Origin of the sequence: Bradyrhizobium sp. Leaf396 (assembly GCF_001424605.1) — a bacterium.
GTDB classification, from domain to species: domain Bacteria; phylum Pseudomonadota; class Alphaproteobacteria; order Rhizobiales; family Xanthobacteraceae; genus Bradyrhizobium; species Bradyrhizobium japonicum_C.
This window is the reverse complement of record NZ_LMQJ01000006.1, coordinates 70677-88172: the sequence shown is the minus strand read 5'-3', so window position 1 is coordinate 88172 and position 17496 is coordinate 70677. Positions and strand designations below refer to the sequence as shown.

22 protein-coding genes are annotated in these 17496 nt (G+C 64.3%); 15 read left to right on the top strand and 7 right to left on the bottom strand.

Going from position 1 to position 17496, the window contains the following annotated elements; genetic code table 11:
• Positions 1 to 59: 59 nt before the first annotated feature.
• The 7 genes from ASG57_RS08165 (at position 60) to ASG57_RS08135 (ending at position 4551) form a co-directional block, all read left to right on the top strand.
• On the top strand, positions 60 to 1004 hold the full coding sequence (locus ASG57_RS08165) for a heme o synthase (RefSeq protein ID WP_024339121.1): 945 nt from the start codon (positions 60 to 62) through the stop codon (positions 1002 to 1004).
• Complete coding sequence (locus ASG57_RS08160; RefSeq protein ID WP_024339120.1) at positions 1001 to 1177, top strand: cytochrome c oxidase system small membrane protein; 177 nt, start codon at positions 1001 to 1003, stop codon at positions 1175 to 1177. Before ASG57_RS08165 ends, ASG57_RS08160 begins: the two co-directional genes overlap by 4 nt.
• A gap of 5 nt (positions 1178 to 1182) precedes the next feature.
• Complete coding sequence (locus ASG57_RS08155; protein WP_057196019.1) at positions 1183 to 1836, top strand: cytochrome c oxidase assembly protein; 654 nt, start codon at positions 1183 to 1185, stop codon at positions 1834 to 1836.
• A gap of 77 nt (positions 1837 to 1913) precedes the next feature.
• A complete protein-coding gene (locus ASG57_RS08150; protein WP_024339118.1) occupies positions 1914 to 2810 on the top strand; it encodes a cytochrome c oxidase subunit 3 in 897 nt (298 codons plus the stop codon).
• Between the two features lie 96 nt (positions 2811 to 2906).
• Positions 2907 to 3308, top strand: a complete 402-nt coding sequence (locus ASG57_RS08145) for a DUF983 domain-containing protein (protein ID WP_024339117.1) — start codon at positions 2907 to 2909, stop codon at positions 3306 to 3308.
• The gene (locus tag ASG57_RS08140; protein ID WP_057196018.1) at positions 3305 to 4057 is read left to right on the top strand and encodes an SURF1 family protein; all 753 of its coding nucleotides are present in this window, start codon (positions 3305 to 3307) and stop codon (positions 4055 to 4057) included. The genes ASG57_RS08145 and ASG57_RS08140 overlap by 4 nt, the downstream gene beginning before the upstream one ends.
• Before the next feature lie 116 nt (positions 4058 to 4173).
• Positions 4174 to 4551, top strand: a complete 378-nt coding sequence (locus ASG57_RS08135) for a nuclear transport factor 2 family protein (protein ID WP_024339115.1) — start codon at positions 4174 to 4176, stop codon at positions 4549 to 4551.
• Here the strand turns inward: ASG57_RS08135 and ASG57_RS08130 are convergent.
• A complete protein-coding gene (locus ASG57_RS08130) occupies positions 4546 to 5880 on the bottom strand; it encodes a histidine kinase (RefSeq protein WP_024339114.1) in 1335 nt (444 codons plus the stop codon). The genes ASG57_RS08135 and ASG57_RS08130 overlap by 6 nt on opposite strands.
• An 86-nt stretch (positions 5881 to 5966) precedes the next feature.
• Here ASG57_RS08130 and ASG57_RS08125 point away from each other — a divergent pair, with 86 nt between their 5' ends.
• The 6 genes from ASG57_RS08125 to ASG57_RS08105 all read left to right on the top strand — a co-directional run bounded on the left by ASG57_RS08125 (position 5967) and on the right by ASG57_RS08105 (position 11310).
• A complete protein-coding gene (locus tag ASG57_RS08125) occupies positions 5967 to 6611 on the top strand; it encodes a response regulator transcription factor (RefSeq protein ID WP_024339113.1) in 645 nt (214 codons plus the stop codon).
• 34 nt (positions 6612 to 6645) lie between these two features.
• On the top strand, positions 6646 to 7101 hold the full coding sequence (locus ASG57_RS37585; protein WP_155248405.1) for a hypothetical protein: 456 nt from the start codon (positions 6646 to 6648) through the stop codon (positions 7099 to 7101).
• 52 nt (positions 7102 to 7153) lie between these two features.
• Entirely contained in the window at positions 7154 to 8572 is a 1419-nt protein-coding gene (thrC, locus tag ASG57_RS08120; protein WP_024339112.1) for a threonine synthase, read from the top strand.
• Positions 8569 to 9858 carry a M16 family metallopeptidase gene (locus ASG57_RS08115; protein ID WP_024339111.1) on the top strand — a complete coding sequence of 430 codons (1290 nt, stop codon included), beginning with the start codon at positions 8569 to 8571 and terminating at the stop codon, positions 9856 to 9858. Before thrC ends, ASG57_RS08115 begins: the two co-directional genes overlap by 4 nt.
• Positions 9859 to 9896: 38 nt before the next feature.
• Positions 9897 to 10484, top strand: a complete 588-nt coding sequence (locus tag ASG57_RS08110; protein ID WP_057196017.1) for a GNAT family N-acetyltransferase — start codon at positions 9897 to 9899, stop codon at positions 10482 to 10484.
• A 172-nt stretch (positions 10485 to 10656) separates the two neighbouring features.
• Positions 10657 to 11310 (top strand): hypothetical protein, encoded by a 654-nt coding sequence (locus ASG57_RS08105; protein WP_024339109.1) that lies wholly within the window; start codon positions 10657 to 10659, stop codon positions 11308 to 11310.
• 111 nt (positions 11311 to 11421) lie between these two features.
• Here ASG57_RS08105 and ASG57_RS08100 read toward each other — a convergent pair whose 3' ends face one another.
• From ASG57_RS08100 to ASG57_RS08080, 5 genes are all read right to left on the bottom strand, one after another.
• A complete protein-coding gene (locus ASG57_RS08100; RefSeq protein WP_024339108.1) occupies positions 11422 to 11907 on the bottom strand; it encodes a F0F1 ATP synthase subunit B family protein in 486 nt (161 codons plus the stop codon).
• A gap of 5 nt (positions 11908 to 11912) precedes the next feature.
• Complete coding sequence (locus ASG57_RS08095; RefSeq protein WP_024339107.1) at positions 11913 to 12473, bottom strand: F0F1 ATP synthase subunit B; 561 nt, start codon at positions 12471 to 12473, stop codon at positions 11913 to 11915.
• A 60-nt stretch (positions 12474 to 12533) separates the two neighbouring features.
• Entirely contained in the window at positions 12534 to 12764 is a 231-nt protein-coding gene (locus ASG57_RS08090; RefSeq protein ID WP_008541273.1) for a F0F1 ATP synthase subunit C, read from the bottom strand.
• Between the two features lie 52 nt (positions 12765 to 12816).
• The gene (locus ASG57_RS08085; protein WP_024339106.1) at positions 12817 to 13566 is read right to left on the bottom strand and encodes a F0F1 ATP synthase subunit A; all 750 of its coding nucleotides are present in this window, start codon (positions 13564 to 13566) and stop codon (positions 12817 to 12819) included.
• A gap of 98 nt (positions 13567 to 13664) precedes the next feature.
• Positions 13665 to 14039 carry an AtpZ/AtpI family protein gene (locus ASG57_RS08080; RefSeq protein ID WP_024339105.1) on the bottom strand — a complete coding sequence of 125 codons (375 nt, stop codon included), beginning with the start codon at positions 14037 to 14039 and terminating at the stop codon, positions 13665 to 13667.
• Positions 14040 to 14386: 347 nt separating this feature from the next.
• Here ASG57_RS08080 and ASG57_RS08075 point away from each other — a divergent pair, with 347 nt between their 5' ends.
• Together ASG57_RS08075 and ASG57_RS08070 are read left to right on the top strand one after the other, a co-directional pair.
• Positions 14387 to 14902 (top strand): hypothetical protein, encoded by a 516-nt coding sequence (locus ASG57_RS08075; RefSeq protein ID WP_024339104.1) that lies wholly within the window; start codon positions 14387 to 14389, stop codon positions 14900 to 14902.
• Between the two features lie 103 nt (positions 14903 to 15005).
• On the top strand, positions 15006 to 15479 hold the full coding sequence (locus ASG57_RS08070; RefSeq protein WP_024339103.1) for a secondary thiamine-phosphate synthase enzyme YjbQ: 474 nt from the start codon (positions 15006 to 15008) through the stop codon (positions 15477 to 15479).
• 64 nt (positions 15480 to 15543) lie between these two features.
• On the opposite strand, the gene ASG57_RS08065 is transcribed toward ASG57_RS08070, so the two are convergent.
• A complete protein-coding gene (locus ASG57_RS08065) occupies positions 15544 to 17169 on the bottom strand; it encodes an MFS transporter (protein ID WP_024339102.1) in 1626 nt (541 codons plus the stop codon).
• Positions 17170 to 17496 lie beyond the last annotated feature (327 nt).

Below are 17496 nucleotides of genomic sequence, written 5' to 3'. Positions count from 1 at the left end.
CATCTCCCGCGGCGCCCGTGACGGGCGCCGCGGCGCTATAACGAAGCGAGTAGATCTAAGTGTCCGTCCTCGACCAGAACGCCATCGACATCAATCCCCGCATCTCCGAAGCGGAGGTTGGCGATTATATCGCGCTGCTCAAGCCGCGGGTGATGTCCCTGGTGATCTTCACCGCGCTGGTCGGGATGGCGATGGCGCCAGGGCACTTTCACCCGGTGCTGGCGATCACCTCTCTGCTCTGCATCGCGGTCGGTGCCGGCGCCTCCGGGGCGCTCAACATGGCGCTGGAGGGCGACATCGACGCCAAGATGTCGCGCACGGCAAACCGCCCGATCCCGCGCGGCCGCATCACACGTCCCGAAGCCATGGCGTTCGGCACGACGCTCGCCTTCTTCTCGGTGATGACGCTCGGCATCCTCGTCAATTGGGTCGCGGGCGCGCTGCTCGCCTTCACCATCTTCTTCTACGTCGTGATCTACACGATCGGCTTGAAACGCTGGACCGCGCAGAACATCGTGATCGGCGGCGCCGCCGGCGCGCTGCCGCCGGTGGTGGCCTGGGCTTCGGTCACGGGCACGGTCGATGTCGAACCGCTGCTGCTGTTCGCCATCATCTTCTTCTGGACCCCGCCGCATTTCTGGGCGCTGGCGCTGTTTCGTTCCGACGACTACGCGCGCGCCGGCATTCCGATGCTGCCCAACGTCGCCGGTCCCGACGCGACGCGGCTCCAGATCCTGCTCTACACCGTCGTGCTGATCGCGGTCGCCGCGGCGCCATGGGCGCTTGGCTATTTCGACGCCGTCTACGGCATCGTCTCGCTGATCCTGGGGGCTGGCATGCTGGTGCTCGCGATCAACGTCTACCTGCGTCGCGAACGCAGCCAGTCGCTGCGCGCGACCCGCAAGCTGTTTGCATTCTCGATCCTGTATCTGTTCGCGCTGTTCGCGACCTTGCTGGCCGAGGTCGTGTACCGGGCGCTCGTGCCGATGGCAGGGGGCGCATGATCACAGCGATGGCCGACAAACCCGAGCCAGACGGAATCGTCCTCACCGAGGCGCAGCGGAAGAGCCGTCGTCAGCGTTCGATCGCAATCGCGCTCGCGCTCGGCGTGCTCGTGGTGCTGTTCTTCGCCGTCACCATGGTCAAGGGACCGGCGGTACTCGTGCGGCCGATGTAGGAAACATGAATCACGAGCCGATCATATCACGGGACGTCAGCGCCAAGCCGGCCGATCGTAAGCCGGCCGGGAGCCGTGCGCTGCGGCGCGATGTGGTGGTGGCTTCCATCTGCGGCGGCGTGGTCGCGCTGATGGTCGGTGCTTCCTACGCGGCGGTGCCGTTCTACAACTGGTTCTGCCGTGCCACCGGCTTCAACGGCACGACGCAGGTTGCGACCTCTGCGCCGGCCTCCGGCCCGATCGCGCGGAAGATATCGGTGCGCTTCGATTCCAACGTCGCGCCCGGCCTGCCCTGGAAGTTCGAGCCGGAGCAGAGCGAGATCGAGGTCAATATCGGCCAGGTCGTGACCGTCTTCTACACCGTGACCAACCAGGCCGCGCGCACAACGGCCGCGCAGGCCGCGTACAATGTCGCGCCGCTGACGGTCGGCTCATATTTCCAGAAGATCAACTGCTTCTGCTTCACCGAGCAGACCCTGGCTCCGGGCGAGAAGCGCGAGATGCCGGTCGTGTTCTACGTCGATCCATCGATCGCCGACGACCGCGAGAATGATGCGTTGAACACCATCACGCTGTCCTACACGTTTTATCCGGTGAGGGATCCGGTGGTGAAGCCGCTGGCTTCGGGCGAAGGCGACAAGCGCAAGGGAAATCTCTGACCGCCGGGCGCGCGCTCGGGATGTCGGAAGCAAGGGGATAAGTGCCTGCCAGGCACGGGATTGAGGAGAGAGACGGAATGGCTACGGCGCACACCAAGCATCACGACTATCATCTGGTCGATCCCTCTCCCTGGCCGGCGGTCGGCTCGCTCTCGGCGTTCATCATGGCCGTCGGCGCGGTCGCCTGGATGCACCACATGTTCTCTGCGGCGCCGATCGTGTTCGGCGTCGGTACCGTCGGCGTGCTCTACACCATGGCGAGCTGGTGGGGGGACGTGATGAAGGAGGCCCAGTACAAGGGCGACCACACCCGCGTCGTGCAGCTGCATCATCGCTACGGCATGATCCTCTTCATCGCCTCCGAGGTGATGTTCTTCGTCGCTTGGTTCTGGGCCTATTTCAACGCCGCGCTGTTCCCGGCCGACGCGGTGCAGGCGACCCGCGACGCCGTGTTCGGCTGCGGTCTCGGGACCCAGGCTGGCGCCTGCTCGGTCCCCGGCACTTGGCCGCCGAAGGGCATCGAGACTTTCGATCCCTGGCATCTGCCGCTCCTGAACACGCTGATCCTGCTCACCTCAGGCACCACTGTGACCTGGGCGCACCATGCGCTGCTCGAGAACGACCGCCAGGGCCTGAAATACGGCCTGATCCTCACGGTCGTACTTGGAGCCCTCTTCACCTGCGTGCAGGCCTACGAGTACAGCCATGCGGCGTTCTCCTTCGCCGGCAACGTCTACGGTGCGACCTTCTTCATGGCGACGGGCTTCCACGGTTTCCATGTGCTGGTCGGCACCATATTCCTGCTGGTCTGCCTGTTCCGCGCCTATGCCGGCCATTTCACGCCGAAGCAGCATCTCGGCTTCGAATTCGCCGCCTGGTACTGGCACTTCGTTGACGTGGTCTGGCTGTTCCTGTTCCTTTGCATCTACGTCTGGGGACGCGGCGCCGAGACCATGGCTCACGCTGCCCACTAAGCCAGATTGAACGACCAGAAAGGGCGGCCGCAGGGCCGCCCTTTCGCGTTCCGGCCGCCGGAAGTTTCGGCCGAAAGTGTGATAGAGTCCGCCATCATGAACGACACCGCCGGCACCTCCCCGTCCGAAACCACCGTCCTGCAGAGCGCGATGCGCGGGCTTGCCTGCAAGTGCCCGCGCTGTGGCCAGGGCAAGCTTTATGCGGGCTTCCTGACGCTCGCCCCCGCTTGCGACCGTTGCGGTCTCGACTACGCCTTCATCGATACCGGAGATGGCCCGGCAATCTTCATTATCATGCTCGCCGGCGCCATCGTCGTCGGCTGCGCGCTCGTCGTCGAGGTCAAGTACCAGCCGCCGTTCTGGCTCCATGCGGCGCTCTGGCTGCCGCTGATCCTCGCCACCACGCTGCTGCCGCTGCGTGCGATGAAATCGCTGCTGATCGCGCTGCAATTCCACCACAAGGCGGCGCCCGGCCGGCTGGTTGATCGCGCGAAATGAACGAGGCCGCGCGCAAGGGCCGCGTGGCCGGCTTCGCGCTGTTCACGCTGTTCCTGACAGCCGTGTGCGTCGCGCTCGGTGTCTGGCAGTTGCAGCGTCGGACAGCCAAGCACGAGCTGATTGCGGCCCTCACCGAGCGGCTTGCGGCGGCACCCGTCGCGCTGCCTTTGCCGGTGCTATGGTCTGGTCTCAATCCCGCCCGCGACGAATTCCGGCGCGTCAGCTTCACGGCGACGTATGCGCCGCTGCCCGATGCGATGGTCTATTCCGCGGGCTCCGCGGTGCGCAAGGACGCCTCCGGCCCCGGCACCTGGGCGTTCCTGCCGGCGCGGCTTCCGAGCGGCGAGACCGTCGTGATCGATGCGGGCTTTATCGAGAACACGATGCAGGATCGCGATGTCGAGGATCGTGCGGTGAAGAAGCTCGTCACGGGTGAGCCGGTCACGCTCACCGGCTACCTGCGCTTTCCCGAGGCGCCAGGCTGGCTGACGCCGGGGGAGAATCGCGCCAAGCGGCTCTGGTTCGTGCGCGATCATCTGGCAATGGCAAGCGCGCTCGGCTGGGGCGCTGTTGCGCCGTTCTATGTTGACCTCGAGCAGCCAGCACCTGCGAATGGCATTCCGCGTCCGGGGCCGCTCGTCGTGAATCTGAAGGACGATCACCTGCAATACGCCATCACCTGGTTCACGCTTGCGGGCGCCGTGCTGATCGCCTTCGCCGTGTGGGCAAGAGGCCGCCGGCGGAGCTGAGCTCATCCGAAGATTTTCCGTGGAACCCGGTATCGCCCGGGGTTTATTATTCAGCGCACATTCACGAGTGTGGTCCCAAGCCGCCGCCGATTCTCCGCGGCAGACAGGATTGCGGCGTGAGCGACTTCGATCAGATGGGAATTGTCGTCGACTGGGTGGACGCCTGCCGGAAGGGCGACCTCATGACGTTGCTCGGCCTCTACGCGGATGACGCCCAGGCCGAATGTACGTGTAACGGCACCCAGCGCTATAGCGGTCGAAGCGAGCTCGAGGCGTATTGGCAGCCGCGGCTCAGCACTTTCTCGGCGGCGGGTTTCGGGCTTGAGGAGATTCATCCGGCACCCGACGGCGTCGACCTCGAATACTCCGTTGCCGGCGCGTTGCGCATTCACGTCTCGTTCCGCTTCAGCCCGGAAGGCAAGATCCGCAGCACGCTGTGCGAACCGGCGCTGCAGAACGTGCGAGATGGCTGCTGGTGCCGGCTGGCCTCATGACGCCGGGTCCCGACTTGCCTTAGCCGGAAGGCGGCAGCGCACATAAGTCCGTTCGTTCATGCGCAGCAGGGACAGCGATCCGCTGAGCGCGCGCACGCGCTCTTGCATGCCGGTCAGGCCCCGGCCGAAGACGTTGCCGGCCGGAAAACCGGCGCCATCGTCGGAAATCTCGATGACGACCGTCTCACCGGTGACGATCGCCTGCACATGGGCGCTGCCTGCCTTGGCGTGGCGTAGCACATTGGTCAGTGCCTCCTGTGTCACCCGATAGACGGTCTGTGCCGACGGCCCCTCGATCACGTTCAGGTCCGGGTCGATCGTGTCCGTCAGGACGATATGCGGCGCCTGCTTGCGAAAGTTCCGAAGCAGCGTCTGCACGCTGGTCGAAAGGCCCAGTTCCTCGATGTAGAGCGGTCGGAGCCGGTCGAGGATACGGCGGTTGGTTTGCTGGAGTGCCTCGACCGATTGCAGCAGATCCTGCGCCGGGTTGCCGAGATTTCCCACGGGCGGTGAGGCCTCGACGAGCGCGATCGTGCCCGCGCGGATGCTGAACAGCAGCGGCCCGAGTTCGTCGTGCAATTCGCGGGCGAGATCGCGTCGCTCGTCGTCCTGGAGCGACACCAGGCGGTGCATCAGATCGCGATTGTCCCGGCTCAATTGCGCCAGCGTTGCAGCGAGCGCATTCGCCTCTTCGCAGCCCTGCCGGATCTCCGGCGGCCCCCTGACCGGAATCGGCCTGGTGTAGTCGCCCTGTCGTATTCGCGTGAGACCTTCGCCGAGATCCTGCATGGGGCGCAGGGCAGATCCCGACAAGACGTAGGCGATCGTGCCGGTAAGAGCCATCAGCACGGCCACCAGGCCGGTGAACGCCAGAAAGCCGATCCACTTCTCGAACAGATCGGCCGACATGTCCGACAGGAAGACGATGTCGCCGACACGTTGGCCATCGATCATGACCGGGGATGCCGCGTCGATTTCGGGAATGGCGAGAAGGCGGATGAACCATTGCGGCACGCCATGCGACTTGCGCGAGTCGTCCTTCGGTGACGGCGTGGGACCTGCTCCCAGGGCACGGAATTGAATATCCGAGGAGGTGTCCAAGGAATGGACAAAGGCGTCGAGCGTCTGCCGCGGATTGTCCGATGCACGCAAGGTGTTGTTGAGCGCGGTGGCGATGGCCTGGATCGATCGCCTTCCCGGCTCGCGTTCCTCGGCCAGCTGGCCCGTTGCGAATATCTGGAGCAGCACGCCGCCCAGGATCAGCACCGCCAGGAAGCTCGCGCCGAGCGGAAGAAACAGTTGCGTCCTGAACGAGAGTCGCTGCCACATTAGGTCAATTCTAACGCGCATCGGCGGAATTTACTCTTTCCATTTCTTCCCGTCGGTCTATGAGTCGAAAAACGAGAGAGTGCGCGATGCAAGATACCGCCAAGCTGGCGACCAGGGTCCTGATCGTCGACGACCATCCCGTGGTGCTGTCCGGTTGCCGGACCTTGTTCGCTTCCGACCAGTCGATACGCATTGACGAAGCGACCGATGCCAAATCCGGGCATCGCGCCTATGTCAGCAAGCGGCCCGACGTCACCGTGATCGACATCAGCCTGCCCGATGTCTCCGGCTTCGAGCTGATGCGACGGATCCGCAAGGACGATCCCGCCGCCAAGATCATCATGTTCAGCATGAACGACGATCCCGCCTTCGTGGTGCGCGCCGTGGAGCTTGGGGCCCAGGGCTACGTCTCCAAGGGCGATGATCCCAGGCTCCTGCTAAAAGCGGTGCGCAAGGTGGTCGCGGGGGACAATTTCATCTCGCCGCAGCTTGCGGAAGCCGTCACGTTTTCCGGCGCGGCAATCAAGGCCAATCCGGCCTCGCAGATGACGCCGCGGGAGCTCGAAATTCTCCGCCTGCTCGGACGCGGCGACAAGATCGTCGAGGTCGCCGAGGCGCTCGGCATCTCCTACAAGACCGTCGCCAACACCACGTCTCTGCTCAAGCAGAAGCTGGGCGCCAAAAATCACTCCGACCTGATTCGGATTGCCGTGGAAATCGGGATGAACTGAGCTTCCGCCCAGCGACCGAACCGGCTGCTCCAGGATGCAGCGGTTCGGTCGACGGATCGACGCCGCCGTTGGCCGGGCAATGCATGGGCAACGGGCTGACACCCATCCGCAAACACAATGGGCCGAGGCTGCATTCGTTCCTGCGAGAGGAAAACTTTTCGGGAAAAAATGGTATTTCCTGTCGAGCCTCGCCGCGTGTGAAGTCCTTGTGCCTTGGGATGCCTCGGGAAAAATAGGAACATTCTTCGGCGCGCGCGATTTGGCTCTTGACGATTTCGTGACAGGCGAGGAAAGCTCGCCGAAACGGTCGGCGGTCATCGACCCCGGACAGGCAACCGGTCTGCACACAACGACAGACCTTCCAAGAGAAGGGCTGCGGCAATGCCGCAGCCCTTTTTCGCTGGGCGAGGGTGGGCCAGAAGCGGTTTGCCGATGCCGCAAAACGCTTTATGGTGGGCGAGCCTCTGGCTTTGAACAAGTAACTTCGTAAAATCAAAGGCTTAGGCGTCGGGTTGCGGCCCGGCCGGCCTTTGGAGGGCAGTTTGACTCGTTATATCTCGACCCGGGGCGAGGCCCCTGAACTCGGCTTCTGTGATGTGATGCTGACCGGGCTGGCCCGCGACGGCGGCCTTTATGTGCCGACGACATGGCCGCAGCTTCCGACCGAGACCATCGCCGCCTTCTTCGGCCGCCCCTATTGGGAGGTCGCGGTCGATGTGATTCGCCCCTTCGCCGGCGGCGAGATCACCGACGTTGAACTCGGCCGGATGGCGAACGAGGCCTATGCCACCTTCCGCCATCCCGCAGTGGTGCCGCTGCGCCAGATGTCGCCGCATCAGTTCGTGCTGGAGCTGTTCCACGGCCCAACGCTCGCCTTCAAGGATGTGGCCATGCAGCTGATCTCGCGGCTGATGGACCATGTACTGGCCAAGCGCGGCCAGCGCACCACCATCGTGGTCGCGACATCAGGCGATACCGGCGGGGCCGCGGTCGAAGCCTTTGCCGGGCTCGAGAATGTCGATCTCATCGTGCTGTTTCCGCACGGGCGCATCTCCGAGGTGCAGCGGCGGATGATGACGACCACGGGTGCCGCCAACGTCCATGCGCTCGCGGTCGAGGGCAACTTTGACGATTGCCAAGCGCTCGTGAAAGCGATGTTCAACAATCATCGCTTCCGCGATGCGACCTCGTTGTCAGGCGTCAACTCCATCAACTGGGCGCGTATCGTCGCTCAGGTGGTCTACTATTTCACCTCTGCCGTTGCCGTCGGCGCGCCGGCGCGCGCGGTCGATTTCGTCGTGCCGACGGGGAATTTCGGCGACATCTTCGCGGGCTACGTCGCCAAGCGCATGGGACTGCCGGTGCGGACCCTGCGCATCGCCGCCAACGTCAACGACATCCTGGCGCGCACGCTGAAGACTGGTATCTACGAAGTGCGCGAGGTGCATGCGACGGCGTCGCCGTCGATGGACATCCAGATCTCGTCGAATTTCGAGCGGCTGCTGTTCGAGGCAGGCCGGCGCGATGCGGCTGGCGTGCGCCGCTTGATGGAGTCGCTCAAGCAGTCCGGTCGCTTCGTGCTGCCCGATGCGACGCTGGCCGCGATCCGCGAGGAGTTCGACGCAGGGCGCGCCGACGAGACCGAGACGGCTGCCGCGATCCGCGCCGCCTGGCGCGAAGCAGGCGAACTGGTCGACCCCCATACGGCGGTGGCGCTCGCCGTCGCGGACCGCGACACCACCGACACGCGGGTGCCGAGCATCGTGCTCTCCACCGCCCACCCGGCCAAATTCCCCGACGCTGTCGAGGCGGCCTGCGGCCAGCGGCCGCAATTGCCGGCCTGGCTCGACGGCTTGATGACCAAATCCGAACACATGAGGGTGATGAAGAACGATCAGGCCGAGATCGAGCGGTTCGTGCTGTCGGTCAGCCGCGCCGCAAAGCAAGGAGTTGCCGGATGAGCGTCGAGATTTCCAAGCTTGCCTCCGGCCTGACCGTCGTTACCGACGAGATGCCCCATCTTGAAACCGCGGCGCTCGGCGTCTGGGCCGGCGTCGGGGGACGCGACGAAAAGCCGAACGAGCACGGCATCTCACATTTGCTCGAGCACATGGCATTCAAAGGCACGACCAAGCGCTCCTCGCGCGAGATCGTCGAGGAGATCGAGGCGGTTGGCGGCGACCTCAACGCCGGCACCTCGACCGAGACCACGTCCTATTACGCGCGGGTGCTGAAGGCGGACGTGCCGCTCGCGCTCGACGTGCTCGCCGACATCCTCGCCAATCCCGCCTTCGAGCCCGACGAGCTGGAGCGCGAGAAGAACGTCATCGTGCAGGAGATCGGTGCCGCGCAGGACACGCCCGACGATGTCGTGTTCGAGCACCTGAACGAGCTCTGCTATCCCGACCAGCCGATGGGCCGATCCCTGCTTGGCACGGCCAAGACGCTGCGCGCCTTCAACCGCGACATGCTGCAGGGCTATCTGTCGACGCATTATCGCGGGCCCGACATGGTGGTGGCGGCGGCCGGCGCGGTCGATCACAAGGAGGTGGTCGCCGAGGTCGAGAAGCGCTTTGCCAGCTTCGAGGGGACGCCGGGGCCGAAGCCGCAGACCGCTCAGTTCGGCAAGGGCGGGACCAAGGTGGTGCATCGCGAGCTCGAGCAGGCGCATCTGACGCTGGCGCTGGAAGGCGTGCCGCAGACCGATCCGTCGCTGTTCTCGCTCCAGGTCTTCACCAATATCCTCGGCGGCGGAATGTCCTCGCGCCTGTTCCAGGAGGTGCGTGAGAAGCGCGCTCTCTGCTACTCCATCTATTCGTTCCACGCGCCCTATACCGACACCGGCTTCTTCGGCCTCTACACCGGCACCGATCCAGCCGACGCTCCGGAGATGATGGAAGTCGTGGTCGACATCATGAACGATTCGGTGGAGACGTTGACCGAGGCCGAGATCGCCCGGGCCAAGGCGCAGATGAAGGCTGGCCTTCTGATGGCGCTGGAGAGCTGCTCCTCCCGTGCCGAGCAACTGGCCCGGCATGTGCTCGCCTACGGGCGGCCGCAGACGGCGCAGGAACTGGTGACTCGCATCGATGCCGTCAGCATCGAATCGACCAGGGACGCGGCACGTGCGCTGCTGTCGCGGAGCAGGCCCGCCGTTGTCGCACTGGGCAGCGGCAGGGGTCTGGACACCGCGGTATCTTTCGCGGAAGGATTGACCCGGGCGCGCGCCAAGGCGCGGCTGCACTAGGAGCCGCCCAAGGGCGCCCGCCCCCCGGAAGCATCACCATGGCTCTCTTTCGCCTGCCATCCAGTGGACCCGCCGCCCTCGCGCCGCGCGGCAACGGTCTGCTGCTGCGCGCCCCGCAAATGTCCGACTTCCTGCAATGGGCCCATCTGCGCGAAACCAGCCGTGACTATCTCACGCCCTGGGAGCCGATCTGGCCCTCCGACGATCTCACCCGGTCCGGCTTCCGCCGCCGCCTGCGCCGCTATTCCGAGGACATTGCCGCGGACCGCTCCTATCCGTTTCTGGTGTTCCGTGAGCTCGACGGCGCACTAGTAGGCGGAATCACGCTCGCCAATGTCCGGCGTGGCATCGTGCAGGCCGGCACCATCGGTTACTGGGTCGGCCAGCCGTATGCCCATCGCGGCTACATGACGTCGGCTCTGCGGGTGTTGTTGCCGACGCTGTTCGGCGAGCTCAATCTGCACCGGGTCGAGGCCGCCTGCATTCCCACCAATGCGCCCTCGATCCGGGTGCTGGAGAAGTGCGGCTTCTCACGCGAGGGGCTGGCGCGCCGCTATCTCTGCATCAATGGAGTCTGGCAGGATCATCTGCTGTTCGGCCTGCTGCACGAGGATTTCCGCGGCTGAGCTGCAATCTCCCGTGCGGCCATATTCTCGACGATCCGGCCTCGTTGCTACCCTGTCCGCTTGCCTTGTCCGCGCACCCTGTTTGTTGGCCTTGGGTTCGCCGATTTTGGCGATATAACGGCGCGGGCCGGCCGGTGGATCGGCCGGATGTTCGGATGGAGTTATGGGGTCGATGGTGAAGGAGCTTCGGTCATCGCGGAATGCATCGCGGCGGGGAACAGCGGTCGCGTTGATGCTGTCGGCTGCGCTCGCCTCTGTCTCCCCGGCGGCGGCCCAGTCCTTAACCGACCGCTTCAAGAGCCTGTTCGGCGGCAAGTCCGACGAGTCGGCGCAGCCCACTCCGGCGCCCGCGCCCGGTCAGCCCGCCGAAGAAGATGACTTGGATTGCCCGCAGGTCACCGTGCGCTCCGGCGCCTCCACCTATGCGGTCGGTGCGAGCGGCAAGCAGGCCGTCGGTAACGACATCCGCTTCCAGGCCACGATCACCAAGATGGCACGCGAGTGTGCCCGGAACGGCGGCGATATCACCGCTCGGATCGGCATTCAGGGCCGCGTCATCGCAGGCCCCGCCGGGGCGCCTGCGACCGTCGAGGTCCCCTTGCGCGTCGCGGTCGTGCAGGGTGGCATCGGCGAGAAGGTCATTGCCTCCAAGGCCTACCGGACCACAGTCTCGATGTCGGAGGGCGGCAGTGTACCCTTCACTTTCGTCGCCGAGGACCTGGCCTATCCGATGCCGTCACCCGCGGTCGCCGACAACTATATCTTCTATGTCGGCTTCGACCCGCAGGCGCTTTCGCCCGAGCCGAAGGGACGGAAGAAGAAGTAGGCGAGGTCTTGCGGCAATCTCAGCCGTCGTTGCCGGCGAAGGCGGGCAACCCAGCAAACAAAAAAGCCGGCGCTCGTCGCGCCGGCCTTTTTGTTCGGAAGGCGTTCGCCCTCAATTCAGCTTCTGTCGAACCTCGTTGATGCCCTTGGCCAGCAGGTCGTCGGCGACTTGGCCCCTGACGGATTGCGACAGGATCGCGGAAGCGGCCTGCACGGCGGCTTCCGCGGCAGCGGCACGGACGTCGGCGAGAGCCTGAGCCTCGGCGAGCGCGATCTTGCCCTCCGCGGTCTTGGTCCGTCGTGCAACGAAGTCTTCCATTTTCGCCTTGGCCTCGGCTGCGATTCGCTCTGCTTCGGCGTTTGCGTTGGCGATAATGTCGGCGGCCTCGCGTTCAGCCGATGCAGTGCGCGCCTTGTAATCGGCCAGCACCTTGGCTGCCTCTTGCTTGAGGCGCGCCGCCTCGTCCAGCTCGGCCTTGATGCGAGCGGCACGATGATCGAGCGCCGACATCGCAGTCTTGAACACCCCGACATAGCCGAAGATCACCATCAGGATCACGAAGGCGACGGCGACCCAGAACTCAGGTGTGAAGAACATCTCGACTAACCCTTCAAGGATGCGTCAACGGCGGCATTGACCGACGCTGCATCCGGAACGACGCCCGTGAGCTGCTGAACGATGGTGCCGGCCGCATCAGCCGCGATGCCGCGCACGTTGCTCATGGCGGTCGCGCGGGTCGAGGCGATCGTCTTCTCCGCCTCGGCGAGCTTGGCGGCCAGCTGCTGCTCCAGCGTCTTGCGTTCGGCGTCCGCCTGCGCATTCGCCTTTTCGCGGGATTCGTTGCCGATCGCCTGAGCACGCGCGCGCGCCGCCGCGAGCTCGCCTTCATAGGCCTTGAGCGCGGCCTCGGACTGATCCTTCAGCTTCTGCGCTTCGGCGAGATCGCCTTCGATCTTGTTCTGACGCGCCTCGATCGCACCGCCGACACGCGGCAGCGCGAGCCGGGAGACGATCAGATACAGCGCGACGAAGGCGATCGCGAGCGACACCAGTTGCGAGGCAAAGGTGCTGCTCTCGAACGGCGGAAAGCCACCGCCGTGGTGACCGCCATCGGCCTCCGTGTGAGCGCCGGTACCCGTGGCGCCGCCATGACTCTCAGCCATGGAGTTCTCCTGTTGCTGTCAGACGCGCCGCCTCCCACCAGGAAGCGGCGCGAAACGCGTTCAGAGCGGGACGAACAGCAGCAGCAGAGCGATCAGCAGCGAGAAGATGCCGAGCGCTTCGGTCACGGCGAAGCCGAAAATCAGGTTGCCGAACTGGCCCTGGGCAGCTGCCGGGTTGCGCATCGCTGCGGACAGGTAATTGCCGAAGATGAAGGCCACGCCGATGCCGGCGCCGCCCATGCCGATGCACGCGATGCCCGCGCCGAGAAATTTCGCTGCTTGCGGATCCATTTTTGACTCCTTCGAAGAAAGACAGGTGTGGGTGGAAAAGCACCCGGATCACTCAGTGTCCAGGGTGAATGGCGTCGTTGAGGTAGATACAGGTCAAGATCGCAAACACATAGGCTTGCAGGAACGCGACCAGCAATTCGAGCGCGGTGAGCGCGACGGCAAGTGCCAGCGGCATCACTCCGCCGATCCAGCCGACCACGCCAAGAGAGGCGCCGAGCATCGCGACGAAGCCGGCGAACACCTTCAGCGCGATGTGGCCGGCCAGCATGTTCGCGAACAGTCGAACGCTGTGCGAGACCGGGCGCAGGAAGAACGACAGCACCTCGATCGCCATGACCAGCGGCAGGATGTAACCCGGAACGCCCGAGGGCACGAACACTTTCAGGAACTTCAGGCCGTTCTTGTAGAGGCCGTAGATCAGGACCGTGAAGAACACCAGCAGCGCAAGCGCCGCGGTGACGATGAGGTGGCTCGTAACAGTGAACGTGTAGGGAACGATGCCGACCAGGTTCGAGACGCAGATGAACATGAACAGCGAGAAGATCAGCGGGAAGAACCGCATGCCGTCCGCGCCCGCAGTGCTCCGGATCATGCTGGCCACGAACTCATAGGAGAGTTCCGACACCGACTGCAGGCGCCCCGGAACGAGTTGCTTGCCGCTGGTGAGCAGCAGCAGCGCAATGATCCCCACCGCCACAAACATGTAGAGAGAGGCATTGGTGAAGGCGATCGTGTGATCGCCGATACGGCCGATCGTAAAGAGCGGTTCGACGTTGAACTGGTGGATCGGGTCGATTTTCATCCGCGCGGCATCTCTCGTCTGCCGGACGAGCCGACCTATCAAGGTCGGCCGGCCGGCCGTGCCGGCGAGCGGCACGTCAGTTAATCTGGCCAAGCCAGTTACGAACCACCGCGCCTGTTCTGACCGGCGCCTGCCGTTCTCACCACATTCACCACGCCGGCGGCGAAGCCAAGCAACAGGAACACGATGAACCCGAAAGGCGACGTCGACAGCAAGTGGTCGAAGCCCCAGCCAATCCCCGCCCCGACAGCGACCCCGGCGATCAACTCCGAGGATAACCGAAAACCAAGCGCCATCGCCGAGGCTCTGGCCGCTCTGTCTCCATCGTCACCTGCGGGTTGCTCGGTCCTGGTCCGGCGGTCGCGAAACTCGGACAACCGTTGATCCAGGCTCCCGAGCCGTTCGGAAAGCGCAGCTTCCTCCGACGACCGATCGCGATCTCCATCCTCGCCGTGTCCCGTGCCCTGTGTCATGCAACGAAGACCCGAAACGCTGCGGCTGAATGGAAATTACGCCCGTCACCCTCAAAAGCCGCGCGGACCATACTGATGGCCCATAATCAAGTCAAGCCAAGTCACGATTGCGTCTACTTCAGTTATGTAGCTGATTTATATGAATATATTGGCATGTGCGACAGCGCTGCACACAGCGTGACGCCGCACCGCAGCAGGTCTGCTCATGTTCGGCCGATGTAGCCGTGCTTTCGCCGGGTTGCCGCGATCAAAGAAGCCACGGCGTTCGTTGGTTTCAGTGGTGGGTTTTGGGCCACGGATTCCCGATGCCGGTGTAGAATTGCAAAGCCGCCGGGGCGGAGACAGCGATGAGACCAGCGACGTCATCCACAACATCATGGCTAGCGGTGGTTGCCGCCGTGTTCGTCGTCAGCGGCAGCCCCGTAGCCGCGCAATCTGCTCCAGACGGCGAAAATGGCCGCTACAGCATGACGCCCATCCCCGAGGGCGTGCTGCGGCTCGACACGCGCACTGGCACGGTAGCGACCTGCACCAGAAGCGGCGCAGGCTGGGCCTGCTACGCGGTGCCGGACGAGCGGACCGCACTCGACGCCGAGATTGGAAGGCTCCAGGCCGAGGTCGAACGGCTGAAGGGACAGCTGGCGGCAGGGCCGACTGTGTCGGGCAAAATCGACGAGGCGCTGCCGAAATCCGACCCGCTGAAGAAGGCCGAACCCAAGGTCGCCGAGGGCGAGCGCAAGATCGAGATTCCGTTGCCGAGCGATCAGGACGTCGATCGCGTGATGTCGTTCCTCGAGAGGGCCTGGCGGCGGCTGATCGACATGGCCAACCGCGTGCAGAAGGACGTGTCGGGGAAAATCTAGCGCGTCGCGAGCCGCCTTTTGGGGGGGCGCAACGTGCCCGCCAACTGACGCAACGGAATGGGGATGGCGGGCACGTCGCTTGTTCGAACGATCGAGACCTTTCATGACATCAGCCAAATCCGTCACGCGCTCGGCAGCATCGTCCGTGCAAGCCTCCACCATCGCTTCGTCATTGCTGACAGTACAGACGCCGGGCCGCGGATTCAGCGATCTCACCGGCGAAGCCGCAAAGTTCGTCGCCGAGGTGCACGCAGGCGAGGGCGCATTGACCCTTTTCGTTCGCCACACCTCTGCCTCGCTGACGATCCAGGAGAACGCCGATCCTTCCGTGCTCGTCGATCTCACCACCGTGCTGTCCCGGCTCGCGCCGGAAGACGGCGGGTGGACGCACGATGCGGAAGGGCCCGACGACATGCCCGCCCATATCAAGGCGATGCTGACGCAGACTTCGCTTCATGTTCCGGTCCTGAACGGCAGGCTTGCGCTCGGCACCTGGCAGGCGATCTATCTGATCGAGCATCGCAGCCGCCCGCACCGCCGTGAGATCGTCCTGCAATTCATCGGTAGCCTGCAGTAAGCACTCAAAACAAAACCGGCCGCGGAGTCCGCGGCCGGTTCGTGTTGCCGATCGATGATTTCGATCAGTTCGCCTTGATGTCGACGTCCTTGGTCTCCGGCAGGAACAGGAAGCCGATGACGACGGTGATCGAGGCGAAGATGATCGGGTACCAGAGGCCCGCATAGATGTCGCCCGTCGAGGCCACGATGGCGAAGGCGGTTGCCGGCAGCAAGCCGCCGAACCAGCCGTTGCCGATGTGGTAGGGCAGCGACATCGAGGTGTAGCGGATGCGGGTCGGGAACAGTTCGACCAGCATTGCCGCGATCGGGCCGTACACCATGGTGACGAACAGCACCAGGACGAACAGCAGCCCGACGACAGCTGCCACCTGCGGGCGGAAGACGTCGAACGGATGCGACATCTTCACGATGCCGGCGTCACCAGCCTTCGGATAGCCAGCTGCCTGCACGGCGGCGAGGACGGCCGGGTTGCTGTCCTTGGCGCTCGTGTAGGGAACTTCCTTGCCGTTGACCATCACCTTCACGCCGGAGCCAGCCGGGGCTGGCGTGGTCGAGTACTTGACCGACGACTGTGACAGGAAAGCGCGAGCGGTATCGCACGGCGCGGTGAAGACGCGGGTGCCGACCGGATTGAACAGATCGCCGCAGCCCGCTTGATCGGCCACCACCTCGACCTTGACCTGCTCGATGGCCTTCTCCAGCGCCGGGTTGGCATTGGTGGTGATCATCTTGAAGATCGGGAAGAAGGTAAGTGCCGCGATCAGGCAGCCGCCGAGGATGATCGGCTTGCGGCCGATCTTGTCGGAAAGCATGCCGAACACGATGAAGAAGCCGGTGCCGAGCAGCAGCGACCAGGCGACCAGGAGGTTGGCGGTGTAGCCGTCGACCTTCAGGATCGATTGCAGGAAGAACAGCGCATAGAACTGGCCGGTGTACCAGACCACGCCCTGGCCCATTACGCCGCCGAGCAAAGCGAGCAGCACGAGCTTGCCGTTCTGCCAATTCCCGAAGGCTTCCGTCAGCGGCGCCTTCGAGCCCTTACCTTCTTCCTTCATCTTCTGGAAGATTGGCGATTCGTTGAGGCGTAGCCGGATCCAGACGGAGATGCCGAGCAGAACCACCGAGACCAGGAACGGAATGCGCCAGCCCCACTTCGCGAACTCGGCCTCGCCGGTTGCGGTGCGGGTGAACAGGATCACCAGCAGCGACAGGAACAGGCCGAGCGTTGCGGTGGTCTGAATGAAGGATGTGTAGTAGCCGCGCTTGCCGTTCGGCGCGTGCTCTGCGACGTAGGTCGCCGCACCGCCATATTCGCCACCAAGCGCCAGGCCCTGGGCGAGGCGCAGCACGATCAGGATGATCGGGGCGGCGATGCCGATGGTGGCCGCGTTGGGGAGCAGGCCGACGATGAAGGTCGACAGGCCCATGATCAGGATGGTGACCAGGAAGGTGTATTTGCGGCCGACGATGTCGCCGACACGGCCGAACACGATGGCGCCGAACGGACGAACCAGGAAGCCCGCGGCAAACGCCAGCAGCGCGAAGATGTCGCGAGTGGCCGGCGGATAATCCGAGAAGAACTGCGCGCCGATGATGCCGGCGAGCGAGCCATAGAGATAGAAGTCGTACCACTCGAAGACGGTACCGAGCGAGGAGGCGAGAATGACGAACCGTTCGTCCTTCGTCATCCCCCCCGCGCGTGCATCAGACACAGCCACTGTCGACATGTTGAATCGCTCCCCAAAAATGCGTTTCCCTCGCGCCCCGGGCGTCCGGACGTGCCGGATCAACCCAGGTCTTGGCCACAAGGTAACATCGGCGTGAAACCCGCCCCAATACGACTTTCGGCCTTGCGCACTGTCGCGCAGCTGACGTTGCGGTATCTGGGACTAGCGCGCAGGTCATCAGGCAGGTGATTAACCCCATTGCGGCAAAGGGATAATGTGCCCTTGCATGCCACGGCGGCTCGGGGAAGAATTGACGCACCCCGGGATATGCGCGCGGGTCGGCACGAA